The 19405-nt window shown below is 55.1% G+C and carries 19 protein-coding genes and 1 pseudogene; 5 read left to right on the forward strand and 15 right to left on the reverse strand.

What is annotated here, in order from left to right:
• Nucleotides 1–271, forward strand: a 271-nt coding sequence (locus FH749_11435; GenBank protein ID MTI96075.1) for an ATP-binding protein, incomplete at its 5' end; no start/stop codon positions are given.
• A gap of 18 nt (nucleotides 272–289) precedes the next feature.
• Here the strand turns inward: FH749_11435 and FH749_11440 are convergent.
• The 3 genes and pseudogenes from FH749_11440 to FH749_11450 all read right to left on the reverse strand — a co-directional run bounded on the left by FH749_11440 (nucleotide 290) and on the right by FH749_11450 (nucleotide 4295).
• Nucleotides 290–512, reverse strand: a pseudogene (locus FH749_11440) (hypothetical protein).
• 571 nt (nucleotides 513–1083) lie between these two features.
• Entirely contained in the window at nucleotides 1084–1320 is a 237-nt protein-coding gene (locus FH749_11445) for a hypothetical protein (protein MTI96076.1), read from the reverse strand.
• A complete protein-coding gene (locus tag FH749_11450; protein MTI96077.1) occupies nucleotides 1317–4295 on the reverse strand; it encodes a DNA polymerase III subunit alpha in 2979 nt (992 codons plus the stop codon). Before FH749_11450 ends, FH749_11445 begins: the two co-directional genes overlap by 4 nt.
• Before the next feature lie 85 nt (nucleotides 4296–4380).
• On the opposite strand from FH749_11450, the gene FH749_11455 reads away from it, so the two are divergent.
• From FH749_11455 to sucD, 3 genes are read left to right on the forward strand one after another with little or no spacing between them, the layout of a single operon-like run.
• Nucleotides 4381–5016, forward strand: coding sequence for a TVP38/TMEM64 family protein (locus FH749_11455; GenBank protein ID MTI96078.1), 636 nt, complete (start codon nucleotides 4381–4383; stop codon nucleotides 5014–5016).
• A 22-nt stretch (nucleotides 5017–5038) separates the two neighbouring features.
• The gene (sucC, locus tag FH749_11460) at nucleotides 5039–6151 is read left to right on the forward strand and encodes an ADP-forming succinate--CoA ligase subunit beta (GenBank protein MTI96079.1); all 1113 of its coding nucleotides are present in this window, start codon (nucleotides 5039–5041) and stop codon (nucleotides 6149–6151) included.
• A 1-nt stretch (nucleotide 6152) separates the two neighbouring features.
• Nucleotides 6153–7025 (forward strand): succinate--CoA ligase subunit alpha, encoded by an 873-nt coding sequence (gene sucD, locus FH749_11465; GenBank protein MTI96080.1) that lies wholly within the window; start codon nucleotides 6153–6155, stop codon nucleotides 7023–7025.
• A gap of 48 nt (nucleotides 7026–7073) precedes the next feature.
• Here the strand turns inward: sucD and FH749_11470 are convergent, their stop codons facing one another.
• Nucleotides 7074–8453 (reverse strand): MATE family efflux transporter, encoded by a 1380-nt coding sequence (locus FH749_11470; GenBank protein ID MTI96081.1) that lies wholly within the window; start codon nucleotides 8451–8453, stop codon nucleotides 7074–7076.
• 120 nt (nucleotides 8454–8573) lie between these two features.
• Here FH749_11470 and FH749_11475 point away from each other — a divergent pair, with 120 nt between their 5' ends.
• Nucleotides 8574–9206 carry an HAD-IA family hydrolase gene (locus FH749_11475; protein MTI96082.1) on the forward strand — a complete coding sequence of 211 codons (633 nt, stop codon included), beginning with the start codon at nucleotides 8574–8576 and terminating at the stop codon, nucleotides 9204–9206.
• 23 nt (nucleotides 9207–9229) lie between these two features.
• On the opposite strand, the gene FH749_11480 is transcribed toward FH749_11475, so the two are convergent.
• From FH749_11480 to FH749_11530, 11 genes are all read right to left on the reverse strand, one after another.
• Nucleotides 9230–10402, reverse strand: a complete 1173-nt coding sequence (locus FH749_11480) for a Zn-dependent exopeptidase M28 (GenBank protein MTI96083.1) — start codon at nucleotides 10400–10402, stop codon at nucleotides 9230–9232.
• 57 nt (nucleotides 10403–10459) lie between these two features.
• On the reverse strand, nucleotides 10460–10858 hold the full coding sequence (locus FH749_11485) for an FxsA family protein (protein MTI96084.1): 399 nt from the start codon (nucleotides 10856–10858) through the stop codon (nucleotides 10460–10462).
• A 137-nt stretch (nucleotides 10859–10995) separates the two neighbouring features.
• The gene (locus FH749_11490) at nucleotides 10996–11943 is read right to left on the reverse strand and encodes an FMN-binding protein (GenBank protein ID MTI96085.1); all 948 of its coding nucleotides are present in this window, start codon (nucleotides 11941–11943) and stop codon (nucleotides 10996–10998) included.
• Between the two features lie 36 nt (nucleotides 11944–11979).
• Nucleotides 11980–13734 (reverse strand): pyruvate kinase, encoded by a 1755-nt coding sequence (gene pyk / locus FH749_11495; GenBank protein ID MTI96086.1) that lies wholly within the window; start codon nucleotides 13732–13734, stop codon nucleotides 11980–11982.
• 11 nt (nucleotides 13735–13745) lie between these two features.
• Nucleotides 13746–14708, reverse strand: coding sequence for a 6-phosphofructokinase (pfkA, locus tag FH749_11500; GenBank protein ID MTI96087.1), 963 nt, complete (start codon nucleotides 14706–14708; stop codon nucleotides 13746–13748).
• Nucleotides 14709–14806: 98 nt separating this feature from the next.
• The gene (locus FH749_11505; protein ID MTI96088.1) at nucleotides 14807–15148 is read right to left on the reverse strand and encodes a P-II family nitrogen regulator; all 342 of its coding nucleotides are present in this window, start codon (nucleotides 15146–15148) and stop codon (nucleotides 14807–14809) included.
• A 12-nt stretch (nucleotides 15149–15160) separates the two neighbouring features.
• Nucleotides 15161–15862, reverse strand: coding sequence for a DUF1538 domain-containing protein (locus tag FH749_11510; protein MTI96089.1), 702 nt, complete (start codon nucleotides 15860–15862; stop codon nucleotides 15161–15163).
• Between the two features lie 54 nt (nucleotides 15863–15916).
• The gene (locus tag FH749_11515) at nucleotides 15917–16675 is read right to left on the reverse strand and encodes a crotonase (GenBank protein MTI96090.1); all 759 of its coding nucleotides are present in this window, start codon (nucleotides 16673–16675) and stop codon (nucleotides 15917–15919) included.
• Nucleotides 16675–17529, reverse strand: coding sequence for a 3-hydroxybutyryl-CoA dehydrogenase (locus tag FH749_11520; protein ID MTI96091.1), 855 nt, complete (start codon nucleotides 17527–17529; stop codon nucleotides 16675–16677). The genes FH749_11515 and FH749_11520 overlap by 1 nt, the downstream gene beginning before the upstream one ends.
• A 101-nt stretch (nucleotides 17530–17630) precedes the next feature.
• The gene (locus FH749_11525; GenBank protein ID MTI96092.1) at nucleotides 17631–18854 is read right to left on the reverse strand and encodes an NAD-dependent malic enzyme; all 1224 of its coding nucleotides are present in this window, start codon (nucleotides 18852–18854) and stop codon (nucleotides 17631–17633) included.
• Nucleotides 18855–18928: 74 nt separating this feature from the next.
• Nucleotides 18929–19387, reverse strand: coding sequence for a phosphatidylglycerophosphatase A (locus FH749_11530; GenBank protein ID MTI96093.1), 459 nt, complete (start codon nucleotides 19385–19387; stop codon nucleotides 18929–18931).
• Nucleotides 19388–19405: the final 18 nt, after the last annotated feature.

Here is a 19405-nt window from a genome sequence, read left to right on the forward strand (position 1 = left end):
AACTGATCTTCTAATCCTTGATGAGGTGGGATATGTTCCCACCAGTAAACGGGCATCGGAGTTGCTATTTACTGTCATCTCCAACTGTTACGAGCGGCAAAGCATCATCGTTACCTCGAACCTTGAGCTAGGCCGGTGGAACGAAGTTTTTGGGGATGACAGGCTGACAGCAGCACTGATTGACAGAGTAATTCACCACGCCCACATCCTTGTATTCAAGGGTGAAAGCTATCGCTACAAGCAAGCTCTGAAGAGAAAACAAGAGAACTAGTGTACGTTTACCGGGATGCTATGCGACTATGAAAAAGTTAGTTGCCAAACTATAAAAATTTAACTTGCCAAAAACATACAACACCTTTTAATGTTGTGCCGTAGGCATCTGTACCAATGGTTTCTCTAATTTTCATTATCGTGGATTCCCGTTTATACCTTAATAGCACTGTAGAGACCACAGCTGCAGCGCAATCCGATGCATCATGCTGCATTGTACACGGCCATTTAGTTAAGCGCATATGTCCACCCTATGATGAGGTTATAATTCTTTTTATAGTATTTCTTCTTAACCATGATACTTTGCTGAAAATGCGTTAATAACATCACATTATTACCTCCCGCCTGGTTAAACTCTTGTTTTTAATACAAAGCCCACATCAAATCTAGTTAATCCACGTAGGAATCAGGTGCAGCTATGGACCTTCGTGGGGTAAATTTTTTCTTCAGATATCCCGATGCAAACAAACACAACGCCTGAAAAGGCGGATTAAACACAAACTCTAGACCAGGCAGGAAGCCCAGGATGCAAAAACACCCGTGCATACATTTGTAGAAGCTCTTCTACCCCCCACCTTCCAACAACTGGACTATGTTGCCAATACTATCACATTTTTATCTATTTTGGGGCAACTTCCGGTGAAAGTGCACTTTTTTCCGGTGAAAGTGCGCCTTTCGACAGGAATCGACAATATCTTTTCAATTAAACCGGTTCTTAAGCTAGCAGCCTTACATCTCATCCCAAATTAATAAAAAACGTAGCCCATTCCGAATTGTCCCGATAGTCAAAAATGGCTGCCAGCAGGCAGCCATTTATAATTTATCCAAATGCCAGCGGCCCGTCTGGGGGTAATAGCTAAGCTGGGCCAGTCGGGTTTCCGTCTCGACAACAAATGTGTGAATTTGCTCTTCCAAGAGGGCAAATTGCTGCCAGTCCCGGATCACCTGGGTCACGGACCAGCGGCGGCCCTGGTATTTGAAAGCCAGGGGGCGCACCTTACCCTGCTCGAAGACGGCCAGCACCGGCACCGGGCAGTTTAGCTGTTTCATCGGGCCACCGCCTCCTTCCCGGACTTGTCGGGACTTAACTCCAGCGGGGTGAGCTGGACTTGGTCGAGGACAGTGCCAGCGGTGCCGGTGGCCCAGACCCAGCGACTAGACACGGGACCTTTGTAGCGGGCTTCAATCTGGCCACTGAAATCGTCCAAAGTGATATACCCGGAGCGACGATTGACAACGGCAGCAGCGATTGTCACCCGTTTCCCGGGCGCTGTCTTCTTTAGTTCGGCGGCCCGGATTCGCTCGCCCCCTGGGGGAGCGCTGCGCCACTCCAGCCAGCGCTGGTCCAGAAGCAGACCTAGACTTGCATATTCGCCGGCAACCTTCTGATCAAAGGTGAGTTCGGGGAGGTCAGGCAGGTGAATTTCCGGTGTCCACTGGGCAAGGAGGCCACCAGCGCTCTTTTCCTCCACCCCGGGCAGGGCAGCCAAAAGCGCCCGTCGGTTAGGCTCCAGGCAATCCAGGGCGCCAGCACTGATCAGACCGTGCCATTCAACGGCGCCTGGCGGGCATCGCCGGGCAAAATCGTCCAAGCTCCGGAAGGGTTTATCGCCCCGTGCCGCCACCAGCCGCTGGGCGCCGGCACCCAACCCCTTGATGTAATCCAGGCCGAGGCGGATTACCCCTGGGGCCTCCACCGTGGTCTCCACTTTGCTCCGGTTCACACAGGGCGGCTGCACCGGTAGCCCCAGACGCACAGCCTCATTTACATAGACCTGCAGCGGATAGTAACCCATGCGGCTGGCGAGGATTGCCGCCAGAAAATGGTCGGGAAAATGCGCCTTAAGATAGACCGTGGCCATGGCGAGAATCCCATAGGCGGCGCTGTGGGCGCGGTTAAAGGCGTAACCGGAGAATTCCACCAGTGTGTTAAGCAGCTGCTCCGCCAACTCCGCCGGATATCCCCGGGCTGTAGCGCGTTTGCAAAATTCCCGGGTCAACTCCTCCAGCTTGCGCCGCTGCAATTTGGCAATCGCCCGGCGCAGAGAATCGGCTTCGCCGGCATCGTAACCACCGATGATCTGGGCAACCTGCATCACCTGCTCCTGGTAGAGCAATACGCCATAGGTATCCCGGAGCACCGGCTCCAGGTCGGGGTGGTAGTATTCCACCCTTTCCCGGCCATGGCGGCGCTCGATATAGCGCTCGACCATCCCCGCTTGCCACGGGCCCGGCCGGTAGAGGGAGAGCACTGCAATCACATCCTCCAGGGCCCGGGGGTGCAGGCGGCGCATCAGCCCCCGCATCCCCTCGCTCTCCAGCTGAAAACAGCCCAAAGTCTCACCCCGCTGCAACAGCCGCAGGGTGGCAGAGTCCTGATAACTAAAATCCTTTGCCGCCTTCTTCCTACCAACACCGACAATCACGTCCTGATTCACCGTCAGGCCGCGCACCGCCAGCAAATCCATCTTCAGTAGCCCCATATCCTCCACATCATCCTTGTCCCACTGACTACAGACATCACCGCCGCTGGCCCGCTGCAGTGGCACCAACTCATCCAGGGGCAGGGGCGTAATCAAGAGTCCGGCCGGGTGCACCGAGGTGTGCCGGACCCGGCCTTCCAGTTGGGCGGCGACCGCAAACCATTGGGACCAGGGGGGACGTGCGGCCATCTGCTTCAAGCGGGGGCTAGAGGCAACAATCTCGGGCAAATTGCCCCGACCCGGCACCTGGCGGCAAAGGGCATCGACCTCATGACGGGGCAAGCCCAGGGCGCGGCCGGCGTCCCGGAGACTGCCCCGGGGGCCAAAGGTTGTGTATGTGGCCACTTGGCAGGTGCGGTCGCGGCCGTAGCGCTCCACCGCATAAGCAAAAACCTCGTCCCGGCGCCGGTAGCAAAAGTCGATATCGATATCCGGCAGGCTGACCCGCTGGGGATTGAGAAAACGCTCAAATATCAGGTTATGTTCTAAGGGGTTGACCCGGGTGATATCCAGCACATACGACACGATGCTGCCGCCAGCAGAGCCTCGACCCGGCCCCACGGCAATTCCCCGCTCCCGGGCAAAGCGCACCAAATCCCAGGCAATCAGGAAATAAGCAGCGAACCCCATTTCCGCAATCACAGCCAGTTCCCGCTCCAGACGCTCCCGGGCTTCCCGGTTCTTGCGGGGGAATTTACGGCCTAGTCCCTGCTTGCAGAGGACACGAAGCTGCTGCAGGTCATCGTCGCCAAAGCGGGGCAGGTAAATCTGTCCCAGGTCCAGTTGGGCGCCAGCCATTTCCGCCACCCGACAGGTGCCGACCAGGGCCTCGGGCAGTTGTCTGTATTCTGCCTTGACTGCTTCGCCTGTTGGCAAAAGCGCCTGTTCCTGGGGGAGACCGGGATTCAGCGCCTGTAAGACCTGGTAAGCCAGGGCCTGCTTGGGCTGCACCCAGCGCACCGGCGGGCAGGCCGCGATGCCAATTGTCAACTCCCGGGCCAGAGCCCGAAGTTGGGGCCAAAGCGAGCGGTCGGCCGGGGCTGCGCCCAGCCAGAGCCGCTCCGCGCCCAAGATGTCTCGCCAGCGGCCCAGTAGCTCCCGGGCGCCGGAGTAGTCGCTGCGGCGCAGCATGGACAGGGGCAGGCTTTCATCGGCGGCAACAACAATCAGGTCTTCCAAGCAGGCCTGGGGAGCAACGCCCTGGAGCGCAGCCCGATTGACCGTGGTAATGAGGGGAGCGAGTTTACCGTCCCGTGCCGAAAGTAAAAGTAAACGCCCGCCCTCTGTCACATCGACCCGGGCCCCTGGCAGGGGCCGCAGGCCGGCATTCCCGGCGGCCCGGACAAAGCGGACCAGGCCGTGGAGCGAATTGACATCAGTGAGCGCCAGCTCCTGGTAGCCGGCCGCGGCTGCCGCCGCCACCAGTTCATCCGGCGTAGATACGGCCTGTAAAAAACTAAACTGACTATAGACATTGAGCAGGGGAATCACCCTGGTCACCCCCGAACATTTGTTTGGTATGGTTATTATGCCACGGAACAGGCTTGTCCGTCAAAGGGGAAAAACTGTCAATCCCTTTTTATTTCCCTCCCGGTGGTTTACAATGTAAAAGCAAGGGGGGTTCCCAATGGTCAAGCGTTTAAAATACTTTTTAAGTGCACTAACTCTTTTACTGATAATCTTGGCAATAGTCTTCCTTTTCCACCCCAGCGCACCCTCGCCGGCGGAACGTTTGGAAACGCTGAGCACTGCGCCCTGGGCCCCATTCGCTTATGTCTTTATCTACCTGCTGGCCACCGGCCTGGGCTACCCGGCCTCGCTGCTGACAATAGTCGCCGGTCCGCTTTTTGGCCTCTGGAAGGGGTTTATCTATGTCCTAGTTGCATCCAATCTAACGGCGGTGCTCTGTTTCGGGATTGCCCGCAAGCTGGGCACAGGATTTGTCGACAAATTTATGGGCTCCAGCCCTCTGCGCCGGAAGCTGGATACGCTTTTACATGAACGGGGGTTTGAAGCAGTATTCTTGCTGCGCCTGTTTCCAATCCACTTTGCCCTCTTCAATTACGTCTCCGGCCTGTCCACTGTGACCTTTCGCGATTACACCCTGGGCACCATACTGGGAAAAGCCCCGGGCATGTTTCTCTATGTCTGGTTCTCGGTAACCATGACCAGCCTCGATTGGCGGAGTGCGATTATCGCCGGACTGGCCTTGGCTGGCTTCCTTGTCCTTGGGCAGAAGGTGCGAGCACGTTTACTAGTATAATCTAATCTTGGGAGGAGTTAATTTGAAACTGCTTGAACACATGGGGAAAAATTACTTTCAGGATTTTCAGATTCCGGTTCCCGCTGGCGAGCTCATCCAGTCGCCGCAGGCCGCAGCAGCTGTCGCTGAACGCCTGGGCCCGGTGGCGCTGAAAGCACAAGTGCCTGCCGGCAAGCGGGGCAAATCCGGCGGCATTGCCTTCGCCGATACTCCCCAGCAGGCCGTGGCCGCGGCCCAAACCCTACAGACCCAGACAATTGGCGGACACCAGGTTGAGAAACTGTTGGTTGAGGAAAAACTGACTATAGATAAAGAGTTTTATCTGGCCCTGAGCATTGACAACGCTGCCCGCAAACCGGTGTTGCTGGCCTCGGCCCAGGGTGGAGTTGATATCGAAGCGGTGCCGGAAACTGAGATTATCCGCATACATATTGACCCCTTGCTGGGTATTCAGCCCTTTGTCCTTAGAGAGCTAAACCGGCGCCTGGCGCTTACTGGGGCGCTTAGCGATCAGATGGGCGCAATTCTTACCCGGCTCTATCGTTTGTTTACGGAACGGGATGCAGAACTGGCGGAAATCAACCCGCTGGCTCTGTGCGGGGACAAGTTAATCGCCGCCGACGCCAAGGTGGTTATTGATGATGACGCCCGCTTTCGCCAGCAGGATTTGCCCACCAGCGAAAACGTAAGCAGCCGGGAACAGCGGGCCCGGGAACTGGGCTTCGCTTATATTGAACTGGACGGCGATATCGCTGTGATGGCCAACGGCGCTGGGATCACCATGGCCACCCTGGACTTGCTGCAGCATCATGGCGGACGGGCGGCCAATTTCCTGGATACCGGCGGCGGCGCCAGCGAGGAGATCACCGCCCGCGCCCTGGAGTTGATGTTGGATTCCCAACCCCGGGCAATCCTTTTAAACATTTTCGGCGGCATCACCCGCTGCGATGATGTGGCCCGGGCCTTTCTCCGCGTCAAAGAGCGCCTGAACATCAAGGTGCCGGTCATTATCCGCTTGGTGGGAACCAATGAACAGGCTGGCCGCGAGCTTCTGGAGGCCCATGGCATTATGGCCTGCCGTCAAATGGATGAGGCGGCGGCCCAGGCAGTTGCCGCGGCAAAGGAGGGTGCCTAGAATGGCGATATTCATCAATGAAAAGACCCGGGTTCTGGTCCAGGGCATCACCGGCAAGCAGGGCTCTTTTCACGCCCGGCAGATGCAGGAATTTGGCACGCAAATTGCTGCCGGAGTCGCTCCCGGCGCTGCCGGTGCCACGGTGGCGGATGTGCCGGTCTATCCGACGGTCGCCGCGGCCTGTAGAGACCATGAACTCGACGCCTCGGTATTGTTCGTGCCCGCTCCCTTTGCCAGGGACGCGGCCCTAGAAGCGTTGGCAGCCGGCATCCGGCTGGTGGTAATTATCAGCGAACATATTCCCGTCCATGACGCCATGCAGATTCTCGCCTACGCCAATGCCCAGGGCGCTACGATAATCGGTCCCAATACCTTTGGCATCGCCGCCCCGGGCAAAGCAAAGCTCGGAATTGCCCCCAACCAGATTTTCGCCCCCGGACCGGTGGGTGTGGTTGCCCGCAGCGGCACCCTGACCTATGAACTGGTGGCCAACCTCCGGGACGCCGGACACGGCGCCAGCGCGGTAGTCGGTCTTGGCGGCGATCGGGTGGCAGGTCAGAGTTTTGTCGATGTCCTGGCAAAGCTGGAGGAGGATCCGGAGACAGAAGCAATCCTTATGGTGGGTGAAATTGGCGGCAGTGCCGAAGAAGAAGCCGCAGAATTTATTAAGGGCCATGTCCGCAAACCGGTGCTGGCATACCTGGCCGGCAAAAGCGCCCCTCCCGGCAAACGCATGGGCCATGCCGGCGCAATCATCGAAAGGGGTCGGGGCTCCTTTGCCGGTAAAGTTAAAGCTCTGAACGCCGCCGGAGTCGCTGTGGCGGAACTGCCAAGTCAGGTTCCGGACCTGGTGCAAACCTTGCTAACTAGATAACAAAAGCCCCCGGAAAGTTCGCGACAAGCGGACTGTCCGGGGGCATGTTTATGCTGTTTTCAGGGCTGTGTGGGGTTTGATTAGTTTCCACTGACCGCTGCGGTAACGACCGACCAGGAATATCGCCCTGATAAAATTGTCGGCAACCATGGCAATCCAGATGCCGGGGAGCCCCATTCCCAGATAGATGCCCAAGAACCATGCGATTACCACCCGACTGCCCCAGGTGCCAATCATCGTGACATAAAGCACCCATTTAGTGTCGCCGGCACCCCTAAGCGCCCCGGCCAGAACCATTACATACGCCAAAGCAGGCTGGGAGATTGCCAAGAGCTTCATATTCTCGCCGGCTGCCATTTGAACTGCCGGATCGCTGGTAAAAAGCCCCGCCAATTGATGGGAAGCCAGGAAGAACAAAAGACCGACGCCGGACATAAAGATTGCCGCCAGCTTGGTTGCTTCATAGCCGCTGCGTTCAGCCCGCTCCGGCTGTTCAGCGCCCAGATTTTGCCCCACCAAGGTGGTCGCCGCCAAACCGAAACCAAAGCCGGGCATGAAAGACATAGACATCGCCTTCATTATGATTTGGTTGGCCGCAAGGGCCACGGGACCGAGACCGGCCACAAGCATTGTGAACACCAACTGACCGCTGCTGCGCACTAATTGCTCTCCTGCCGAGGGAATCCCGATATCGAGAATGTCGCGAATTTTGTCCTTTTTGGGCAAAAAACTATCCTTCAGGCGCAGTTTCAGAGGACCGCGGCCGCTGAACAAATAAATCAATCCACCCAAAGCTCCGATATTACGGGCCATGGATGTGGCAACCGCAGCGCCGGCCACTCCCATTTCCGGGAAAATCCCAATCCCGAAAATCAACAACCAGTCAAATAGAACGTTAAATACATTGGTAAATGCCATAATATACAACGGCGTCTTCATGTCGCCGGCGCCCTGCAAGACGGAATTGCAGTTCATCATTACAAAAGAGAGCGGCGCCGAATAGGCGATTATTCGCAGATAAATCGTGCCCAGACGCACAACCTCGGGATCTGGTGTCTCCGAAGCCGCCAACATAAATCGAATAATATGCTCCGCGCCCAGCACTCCAACAAGACCGATTACCGTCCCGAGGCCAAAGGTAAGCACTAGAGACTGGCGGGCGTATTCCTCTGCCTTGTCTTGCCTGCCGGCACCGATCATCCGCGCCACCAAGGCGGTACTGCCAACAGTAAAGGCCGTTATTACACCAACAGCCAAAAAAAACAGCTGGTTGCCCAGCCCGACGGCACTGATTGCGTAATGACTGATGCGGCCAACCATCGCCAAATCGGCTAGACCCACCAACATCTGCAAAAACATCCGCATTACAACCGGCGCCGCGAGAATTATAACACTTCGTCGTAAATTTCCTTTGAGTATGTCTGCCATGAGTAAACCCCGTTTCCAACGATTATAATTCGACCCCAAAACATTTCGACACAAGTAATAGAATTTCCTGCAGGAAAAATTTGATTTTGTAGAGAACAATTCTTTACAGGAGGTGTGCAAATGTTTAAAGCGGCAATCTTTGATTTGGACGGAACGATTATCGACAGCTATGACCTCATCCTGGAGGCATTTGCAAAAACACTGCGTCAAACCGGCCAAGAATATGCGCCTGAAGACATATATCGGCTCTTTGGACCGCCGGAAGAAATCATCTTCAAAAAATTGGACCCTGATAACAAACACAATTTAATGAACATATACATTAAATGCTATGCCGACTGCCATCAGGATTATGTGCAACTGTATCCCGGAATCAAGGACCTCTTGGACTGGCTGCAGGTGAAAAATGTCGCCCGGGCGATAATCACCGGCAAGGGTCATGCTGCCACCCAAATTACCCTCCGAGAGCTGGGCATCGAAAATTGTTTTCAAACAATAGTCACCGGTTCCTGTGTCAACGCTTATAAGCCGGAACCGGATGGAATGCTGAGAGTGCTTGAGGAATTGGCAGTCAAACCCGGGGAGGCCTTCTACTTGGGCGACTCGCCTGTGGACATTCAAGTGGCCAAAGCAACCGGAGTCGTGCCCCTGGCTGCCCTTTGGGGAAGCGCCGACCCTGGCGCCCTATTGGAGCTTGACCCCCATCGCGCTTTCACCAGTCCTGGAGAAATGCTGGACTGGCTGCAAAACTAAAAATCCGCCGCGGCAGATTTTTTTTATCTGTATTCCTGGCCCCATAGCTGCCGGGCAATGGACTGCACCAGTTTGCTGGCAGTGGCCAGGTTTTGCAGACTTACATTTTCGGCCTTGTCTGTTGGCCAATGCCAGTGGGGTAAAATTCCATCTTCGGTAAACGCCATGATACTCATCGTCTTATAACCGCGCACCAAAGCTGGCGTGGCATCGGTGGTTAGGGCCTGGTAGACATGAGGACCGACGGTCAAATCCGGATTGGAGCGGGCAAAGGCAGCAGCAGCCAAAACTAGGTCTCGATCCGCCGGCATTGGACTGAATAAACCTTCGCCGTCGATATATTTGACATTGCCAATCCCGAGGTTATCCAAATTGATGATATAATCATCCCGGATTTCTTCTCCATATTCCTCAAGGAAGCGCAGCATACCAACGGTCCCGGCCTCCTCACAGCCTGTTGCCAGGGCCCACACTTCCGCTCCCTCTGGCAATGTTTGGGCCAGTTCATTGAAGCTGTGGAGCATTACCGCCACCCCCGAAGCGTTATCGTTTCCGCCTGCCACATGTACACCGAACAGCTCCCGATGCACCAGCATCCCGAACACAACCAATAGGTAGAGCCCGAATGGCAGCGCCAGCCACGGGTACCAGCCAGGAAGTTCCAGCCCCGCCAGGGCAGCAACACCGGCAAAAAATGCAAGAATTGTAATTACAGCCATACTTACATTCAACACTATAAACGACTTGCGAAAACCGGCCACCAAATTTGGATGAAAATTTAAGCCAGAGCGGGATGTATCGTAATGGGCGACAATAATAATCCGCGGAAGTTTTTCTGCATCAGTTGATCGAAGCGACTTTTTGGCCAAGACGTTCTGACTTTTGTTCTTGGGTAAAATTCTGGTGAAGAACTCATAGGTGTAACTTTCCAGCAAATAGCCAGCGCCGTTGACCAAAGCAACCACCGCCGCCAGCATCGGCCAGAAGCCGAGACCAAAGGCCGCCAGAGCCATCAGCAGGTAATGAAGGCCAAAGGCCCAGGAAAACGTTGGCACCGATTTAAACGGTTGCACCTCCACAGTGTCCGCGCCTATTTGCAGCTCTGCCTTCAGATATTGAGCAGCAGTGCGCTCTGCCCGGGTGGTAGACCCCCGGGGACCAATCTTTTCTGCCAAATCCTCCACATATCTGAACAACCATCCCACTCCTCTCCTCTAGACCGGGATTCCTTTCTTCTGAGCTGCTACACAAACTTACCAGCGGCGAATATACACATTCATGCTGCCATCAGCCATCATTTGCGCCAGCTTACGTTTTAAAAACAATCGTAGTGGCAGCCTGGTCAGGGGGACAAGGAATAAAAAGCCGAATGTGTCAGTTATTAAGCCGGGAGTGAGCAAAAACGCGCTTCCTACCAGGATAAAGAGGCCGTCCAGCAATGCATCGCCGGGTAACTCTCCTCCCTCAAGCTGATATCGCAAACGACCTAATACCGCTAACCCCTCAGCCTTGGCCAGAATAACGCCAATAAACCCGGTTATACCCACCAGCACAATCGTCAGCGGCGCACCCACCACTTTACCCAATTCTATAAGCAAATAAAGTTCCACTAGCGGAACAATGGTAAATAACAATAACAGTTTAAAAAACATGCCAAGCCTCCTTTATCCTTATCTAATTAGTATATTACATCTTGGAGGCGTTTCCTTCAATACCAATCGAGAACCGTCCTGAATTTGTGCGCAAAAAAAGCGGGAAGGTCATTTGACTCTTCCCGCTTATTTTTGAATTACCGGCGTGCGTTATTCAGGGCTTCTACTACAGCTTCAATAGCTTTTTCGGAAGTACCAGTAGCGCCGGAAACCAGTTCTACATCGGTGTCGTTAGCTTCTACAAACCGGGCAGCCATGGTCTCATGGGCTTCCTGGAGGTCTTCGCCAGTGAAACCAGCAGCTTCGCTACCATAGGTTTCGTAGTCTTTGAATTCCAGGGCATCGTCAACGCGAGTGGTTTCACGGAGGTTAACAGCAGTGATTTCATCGTTGTTAATTGTAACCAGGGCTACAACCATACCACCACGGTCGTCCATGCTGGAAACGCCCATGAAAGTGCCGTTTACGAACTCGGAATCAGCGTCTACCAAAGCTTTGTCCAAAGCGACTTCAACAGCCAGCTTGGCTTTTTCGGAAGTGCTGGTGGCGCCAGTCACATCGTCAACTTCCCAGCTGTTGGCTTCTACCATGGCGGCAGCCAGGGCTTCGTGGGCTTCCTGGAGGTCGTTGCCGTCAAAGGTGCCTTCACGGCCGTAGGTAGCGTAGTCTTTAGCTTCGTCAAACTGAGTGTACTCAACAAAGCTAATGTTGGTGATTTCGTCACCTTCGATGGTTACAGTGGCTTCTACATAACCACGGTCACCAACAACACCTTGTGCGGTGTAGGTGCCATCTTCATAGGTGGAGCTGCCACCGCAAGCGGTTAGGGCCATGGCCAAAACTATTACCAAAGATACAGCAAAAAGCTTCTTCATTAAAATACTCCTCTCCAACCGGAAATTTTTATGTGAAACTCCGTCGCCGGAGCTATCACCTGGGATTGTGCTCACAAGAACAACATCTTCAAAAAATAAAGTGAAATCTTGTACGTAGTTGAGCGCGAAAACTGTTGAAAATAGGGATTGGCGGGCACAGCTGACTGCGCCCAGCCATAAGTAATCTTTATCACTACCTATTTTACTCATAGAGCGGTAATTTTGCAATACCCAATTGGGGCATTTTTAGCCAGCCACATTTGCCTGGCCCCGATAGACCAGCCCGCGACCTGTGTCAATACTCACAACCTGGCCATCCCCTAGAATACCGGTAGCGCCCTCGGCGCCGGAAACAACGGGGATTCCCAGCTCCAGGCCTAAAATTGCAGCATGGGATGTAAGCCCGCCTTCCTCGGCGATAATGGCAATTATTCCCTCCATATGCTGGACCATTTCCCGATCAGTGCTGTGGGTAACGAGAATCTTGCCCGGAGCGGCCTTTTCCTTCAACTCACGGGCGTTTTTGGCGACTATCACCGGGCCAAAGGCGGGACGGGAGCCAATACCCTGGCCGCGAACTACCACATCGCCAACCACATGCACTTTGAGCAAATTGGTGGTTCCCGGTACGCCCACAGGCACACCGGCGGTAATTACCACCAAGTCGCCCTTTTTGATTAGTTCTTTGCGCAAAGCAGTAGTAATCGCCTCATATATCATTTGGTCGGTGTTGTCTGTTGCCCTGCCAATCAGAGGCATAACTCCCCAGGTCAGAAGCAGTCGCCGCATGACTTCCACCTTAGGTGTAACAGCAATCACCGGCGCCACTGGTCTGTATTTGGAGACCATGCGGGCAGTGTGGCCGGACTGGGTAGACGTGATAATTGCCGACGCTCCCAGTTGTTGTGCTGTCTGGCGACTGGCGAAACTGATGGAATCGGTCACTGTCCACTGGCGCCCGTTTTTGTGTATAGCCAGGAAACGCTCACATTCCAAGGACTGTTCGGTATGAATTGCCAGTCGGGCCATGGTCGCCACCGATTCCACCGGGTAGCGACCGGCGGCGGTTTCACCGGAAAGCATGATCGCGTCGGTACCGTCAAAGATGGCGTTGGCCACATCGCTGGCCTCCGCCCGAGTCGGCCGCGGATTACGAATCATCGAGTCCAGCATTTGGGTGGCGGTTATCACCGGCTTGGCCATCAAATTGCAGCGGCGAATCATGTCCTTCTGGGCAAGGGGGACCTCCTCGGGGGGAATTTCCACGCCCAGGTCGCCCCTGGCCACCATTAACCCGTCTGCCACCTTGAGGATGCTGTCGAGATTATCGAGCCCCTGGCGGTTTTCGATTTTGGCAATGATTGGGATATCGCTATCATGCTCCTCCAGCAGCCGCCGAATCGCCAGAATATCGCCGGCGTCACGCACAAAGGAAGCAGCAATGAAGTCCAAACCTTGTTCAATACCGAAGAGAATGTCCGCTATGTCCTGTTCGCTCAGGGCTGGCATTGAGACTTTGGAGCCCGGCAAGTTAACACTCTTGCGGTTGCTGACCTCGCCTCCATTGACAACACGGCAGTTGATATCGGAGCCGGCGACAGCTTCGACAACCAGCTCTACCAGCCCGTCATCGATAAGCACCGTGCGGCCGATTTCCACATCCTCCGGCAAATCGGCGTGATTGACGCTAACTCGGTTTTCGTCACCTTCCAACTCCCGGGTGGTAAGAGTAAACTTTTGACCAGCTACCAGTTGAACCTTGCCATTTTTAAAAGTGCCCAGGCGAATCTCGGGGCCCTTGGTATCCAGGAGAATTGCCACTGGCAGTCCGGTTTCATCACTGGCCCGACGCACCAATTCAATGCGTTCTTTATGTTCAGCATGGGTGCCATGGGAAAAATTCAGGCGGGCAACATTCATACCGGCCTGCAGCATCGTTTTAAGCACCCCCAGCTCAGTGCTGGCCGGTCCGATGGTGCAGACTATCTTGGTTCGGCGCATACATGCACCTCCTATATCGAAAGTATTTTCGTCAAATTGTAGATCTTCTCATCGAAATTAGGCGGCTGATTAAAGGCGCATTCTAAATCCACCGCCTGATACTTGCCCTCCCTATACGCAATCATCTTACCGCTATCACCGGCCAATAGGGAATCCACCGCTTCGGCGGCCATGCGGCTGGCCAACACCCGATCGAAGGCCGTGGGGGCACCGCCCCGCTGCAAATGACCAAGCACAATAACCCGTGTGTCATGACCGGTGCGTTCCTTAATTGCGCTGGCCACATCATAACCGGTGGCCACCCCTTCGGCAACCAGAATGATACTATGGAGCTTGCCCCGCTTACGCCCCTTTTCCAGCCGGGCACAGACTTCGTCCAGGTCGTACGGCCGCTCAGGAATCAATACCGACTCAGCGCCGGCGGCCAGCCCTGCAGCCAGCGCGATTGCGCCTGAGTCCCGGCCCATGACCTCGACGACAAAAGTCCGCTGATGGGAAGTGGCTGTGTCGCGGATTTTATCAATCGCATCGGCAGCGGTGTTAATGGCCGTATCGAATCCTATGGAGAAATCGGTGCAGGGGATGTCGTTATCGATGGTGCCTGGAATACCAACGGCAGCCACGCCAAGCCGCTGCAAGGCCTGGGCGCCGCGGAAGGAACCGTCACCGCCGATGACCACCAAGCCGTCGATACCATGGCGTCGGAGGTTTTCCACCCCCCGTTGCTGGCCCTCGGGAGTTTTGAACTCCTCACAGCGGGCGGTGCGCAGAACTGTACCGCCTCGCTGAATCACATCCGCCACCGACCCCAAATTAAGGGGGAAGATGTTGTTATTGATTATGCCACGAAACCCTTCACGAATACCATACACCTGACAGTCATGAAAAATACCCTTCCGCACCACAGCACGCACCGCGGCATTCATGCCCGGGGCGTCTCCGCCGCTGGTCAGGACAGCAATTTTTTTCTGCATACTTTCACTCCTTTGCCCGGGACATTATCTGTCCCGGCGGGACAAGTTCTTTACTTTCTATTTTAGTGCTAAACTGCCATAGGTTGCAAGGGAAAAAACTAATTTTCTCCCCCGAGAAACTGTTCCATTTCCTCCCGGTGAGCGAGGCCAATCAAGCTAAGGACCGGGAGCACGAAGGCAATGCCCGTGCCGGGGCATTTAAGATTGCCGGCCTCAACCAAACCGGCGGTGATCTCCTTGGTTTTATCGGCCTCAGAGAGGATTACCACCACTTCTTTGGCAGCATCCATGGTCAAGCCGAAAAATTTATGGGCCTCGTGTATACCCGTCCCCCGGGCATAAAAGACAGTCGCCCCTTTGGCGCCAGCGGCCTTAGCCGCCTCCACAAGTTTATCTGCCTTCCCCCGCTGGACAATCACGAAAATTGCGTTGAACTCCATATGTTTACCTCCCTAGAATCTAAAAATCAGCCCTGCCAGCTGTACGGTGATGATTGGTCCTGCGGAAGCCAGGGCGATGATGCCAAATCCATCTAAAAGCGGGTCCCGCCCACCCAGAACAGCCGACAGGCCAACTGCCAGGGCAAGATTTAGGGGAACCGTCACCGGACCTGTGGTCACCCCCGCGGAATCGTAGGCAATTCCGGTCGATGCCTCTGGGGAAAGCCATGTCAGCACTATAACCAGCAAATACACGGGAATCAGAATATATGAGTTGGGCACTTTGTATATAATCTTGGCCAAACCACCGGCCACACCCACAGCCACGCCCAAGGCAACGATATGCACCATCATCCGGCTGGAGATTGCCCCCTGGGTCAGATTGTCTACTTCCTGGGACAGGGCCAAGAGCGCCGGTTCCGCCAACGTCGCCAAATAACCGAGGAAAAAGCCGAAAACGATGACCAGCAGCACGCTCTCCCGTTTGGGCAAATTTGTGCCCAAGGTCTCCCCCAGGGGCAATAGCCCGATTTGTAAACCCACTGAAAACAAGAACAGGCCTGTAGCGGCTAACCCCACTCCCAGTACCAGGGTCCGGATATTCTCCAGTGGTTGGCGCAGGACCAGGAGTTGAAAGCCAATCAAGAACACTGTAATCGGCACAATTCCGCGCATCGTTTCCGCAAACAGACGGCCAACTTCGCTTATGTGCATTATATCCCCCCTTGTTTCAAAGTAGCAAAAGGGCCTGGTGGCAGGCCCATGCTTCTATTCTTTAAATTCCGGCTTGCGACGCTCAATAAATGCCGTCATACCTTCTTTTTGATCGACGCCGGTGAAGAGCTGGGCAAATAATTCCTGCTCCCGGGCAAGACCGGGGTCGTCGCCTGCAGTCACAGCTGCCTTGGCCGCCCGCAACGCCCGCAGGCTTTTTGTCGCCAGCTTGTTGGCAAAGGCCAGGGTTTCCGGCAGCAAATCTTCGGACGCAAAGACCCGTTCCACCAAGCCCAGCTCCAGGGCCCGGGCTGCATCCAGGGTGTCACAACCGTAGATCAATTCCAGGGCCCGGCCCCGCCCTACCAAGCGGGCCAGTCGCCGGGTGCCGCCAAAACCGGGAATGATCCCCAGGCCCAGTTCCGGCTGGCCGAATTTGGCTTTTTCAGAAGCAAAGCGCAAATCCGCCGCCAGCGCCAGCTCACAGCCGCCCCCCAGGGCGTAGCCGTTGACAGCGGCAATCACCGGCTTGGGCAGACTTTCCACCAGGGCAAAAACCCGGTGGCCAAGGCCGGAAAACTCAAAGGCCTCCCGTTCGGTCATATCCTTCATCTCGGCAATATCTGCACCGGCGACAAAGGCCTTGCTGCCGGCGCCAGTGAGCACCACCGCTTTGACATTGTCATCGGTCTTGAGAGCAGTCAACTCCAGCTCCAGCTCCTGCAGGGTCCGCACGTTCAGGGCATTGAGTTGTTTTTCCCGGTCTATGGTAACAACAGCCACCCCCGCATTGGTTTCCACCCGAACCGGCATTATTGCCCCTCCCGGTAATCGTAGAAACCGCGGCCGGATTTGCGGCCCAGCCACCCCGCCAGCACATATTTCCGCAGCAACGGACAGGGCCGGTATTTGTCGTCGCCCAGGTCCTTATGCAGCACCTCCATAATTGCCAGGCAGACATCGAGACCGATCAAGTCCGCCAGAGCCAGGGGGCCCAGAGGATGGTTGGCGCCCAGAGTCATGGCCTGGTCTATGTCCTTGGCTTCGGCCACACCTTCCATTAACAGGTAGCTTGCCTCGTTAATCATCGGGATCAATACTCGGTTGACAACAAAGCCGGGAGCGTCGTTGACCTGCACCGGGGTCTTGCCCATGGCCAGGGCTGCTTCCCGGGTCCGCGCCAGATTATCTGCACTGGTGGCGGCGCCACTGATCAGCTCCACCAGCTTCATCACCGGCACCGGATTCATGAAATGCATGCCAATCACCCGCTCCGGACACTTGGTATAGCCGGCGATTTCGGTAATCGAAATTGACGAAGTGTTGGTGGCGAGGATTGCCGTTTCTTTACAAACTCCCGCCAATTCAGCAAAGAGCTGCCGCTTGATGCTGCGGTCCTCAATTACCGCCTCGATCACCAAATCGGCAGTATCGGCCTCAGCCAGCGATTTGGCAATGGCGATTCGCCCCAGGATCTCCTGTCGGGTCGCTTCCTCCAGCCGTCCCTTGGCCACCTGCTTCGCCAGCCCCTTGTCGATGCGGCCAACTGCCTTTTCCACCAATTCATTCTTGATGTCATAAAGCTTGACGGCAAAACCTGCCTGGGCCGCAACCTGGGCTATACCGGCGCCCATTTGTCCCGCACCAACAACAAATACATTTTCCATCGATAAGACCTCCCCTTTTCCGCTTTTTTCCTAGTATAGTATTCTCTGATTCACCAAAGATTACCTGCAAAAAGGAGGGGCGCCTGCGCCCCTCCTGCTGTTTATTTAATGCTTGCCAGTTCCCGGGTGCGCTTGGCGACCGCTTCCGGGTCGACGGTGATGCCGGCCACGCCGGTGTCCATGGCTGTCTGGGCCACCGCCGCCGCCACAGCTGGCGCCACACGGGGATCAAAGGGGCCAGGGATGATGTACTCGGGCTTCAGTTCCTCCGCGCTAACCAAGTCGGCAATCCCCTGGGCGGCAGCGATCTTCATTTCTTCGTTAATATCGCTGGCCTGGGCGTCCAGGGCGCCCCGGAAAAGACCGGGGAAGGCAAGAACGTTGTTAATCTGGTTGGGATAATCGCTGCGACCGGTGCCGATTACCGATGCGCCTGCCTCTTTAGCCAAAGCAGGATCAATTTCCGGTGTCGGGTTGGCCATGGCGAAAATTATCGGGTCCGGCGCCATCGAACGCACCATCTCGGGGCTGAGCACATTGCCTACCGAAAGGCCGACAAATACATCGCAGTCTTTGACTGCATCGCCCAGTTTGCCGCTGATCCGCTCCGGGTTGGTCATTTCCGCAATCTGCTCTTTAAAGGGATTCATCCGCTCGGTGCGGCCCTTATAAATAGCTCCGGTTGTGTCACACATAATCACTTTTTCCACGCCCATGCTCATCAAAAGCTTGGTAACGGCAATTGCCGAAGCACCGGCGCCGTTTACCGCTACCCGAATATCGGCGATGTTTTTCTTTGCCAGTTTCAGGGCGTTGAGCAGGGCTGCGGCGGTAACAATCGCGGTGCCGTGCTGATCGTCGTGAAAGATGGGAATGTTTGTTTCCTTCTTTAACCGCTCTTCAATCTCAAAACAGTCAGGGGCAGCAATATCTTCAAGGTTGATGCCACCGAATGTGGGCTGCAGCAGTTTTACAGTCCGGACGATCTCATCAATATCGGTGGTGTCCAGGCAAATCGGGATGGCATCGACGCCGGCAAATGATTTAAAGAGCACTGCCTTGCCTTCCATTACCGGCATTGCCGCTTCTGGTCCGATATTGCCCAGGCCAAGTACCGCGGTGCCATTGGAGACGACGGCGACAAAGTTGCCCCGGGCGGTGTATTCATTAACTGTCTTCACGTCCTTATGTATTTCCAGACACGGTTCAGCAACGCCGGGGGAATAGGCAAGACTCAAATCATTGGCATCCCGCAGGGGAACCTTGCTGGTGACGGCAAGTTTACCCTGGTTGTCACGGTGGAGTTTCAGTGCTTTTTCGCGCATCAAATACCCTCCCAAAATAAATTTTTCACAAATATTATATGGCCTCAGATTCGGCAAGTCAACCAAAAGCCCACCTATTGGTGGGCCAAGCGAGCAGCGGCGGCTGCAGCCACAGCTGCTACCAAGTCATCCAAAAAGGTGTTTACAACCCCTTTTTGCTTGCTATTGATATTCTCAAGAATCCCCGTCTTTACTTTGTCCAGGTAACCAAAATTGGTAAAGCCGATACTCCCGTAAATGTTGGTGATGCTCAGGGCCAGAACTTCATCGATGCCGTACAAGGGATCGTCTCGGGTCAAAATCCCCAACAAAGGTTCCGGGAGCAATTCTTTCTCCGCGTAAATATCCAAAGTGATTCCCGTCAGCATTGCATGGAGCACTTCCCGCTTTTCCAGCACCCGCTGGACATTTTCCAGGCACTCCTCCAACGTCAGCTCCGGATTGTATGGAAGTTGGAGTTCCAGCACCAACTGGGCAATGCTCTCTAAACTCACGCCTCGCTCGTTTAGCATTTTAACGACTATTTCCCGCACCGCTAACACCTCCATATA

Source organism: Bacillota bacterium (assembly GCA_009711825.1).
Taxonomy (GTDB): domain Bacteria; phylum Bacillota; class Proteinivoracia; order UBA4975; family VEMY01; genus VEMY01.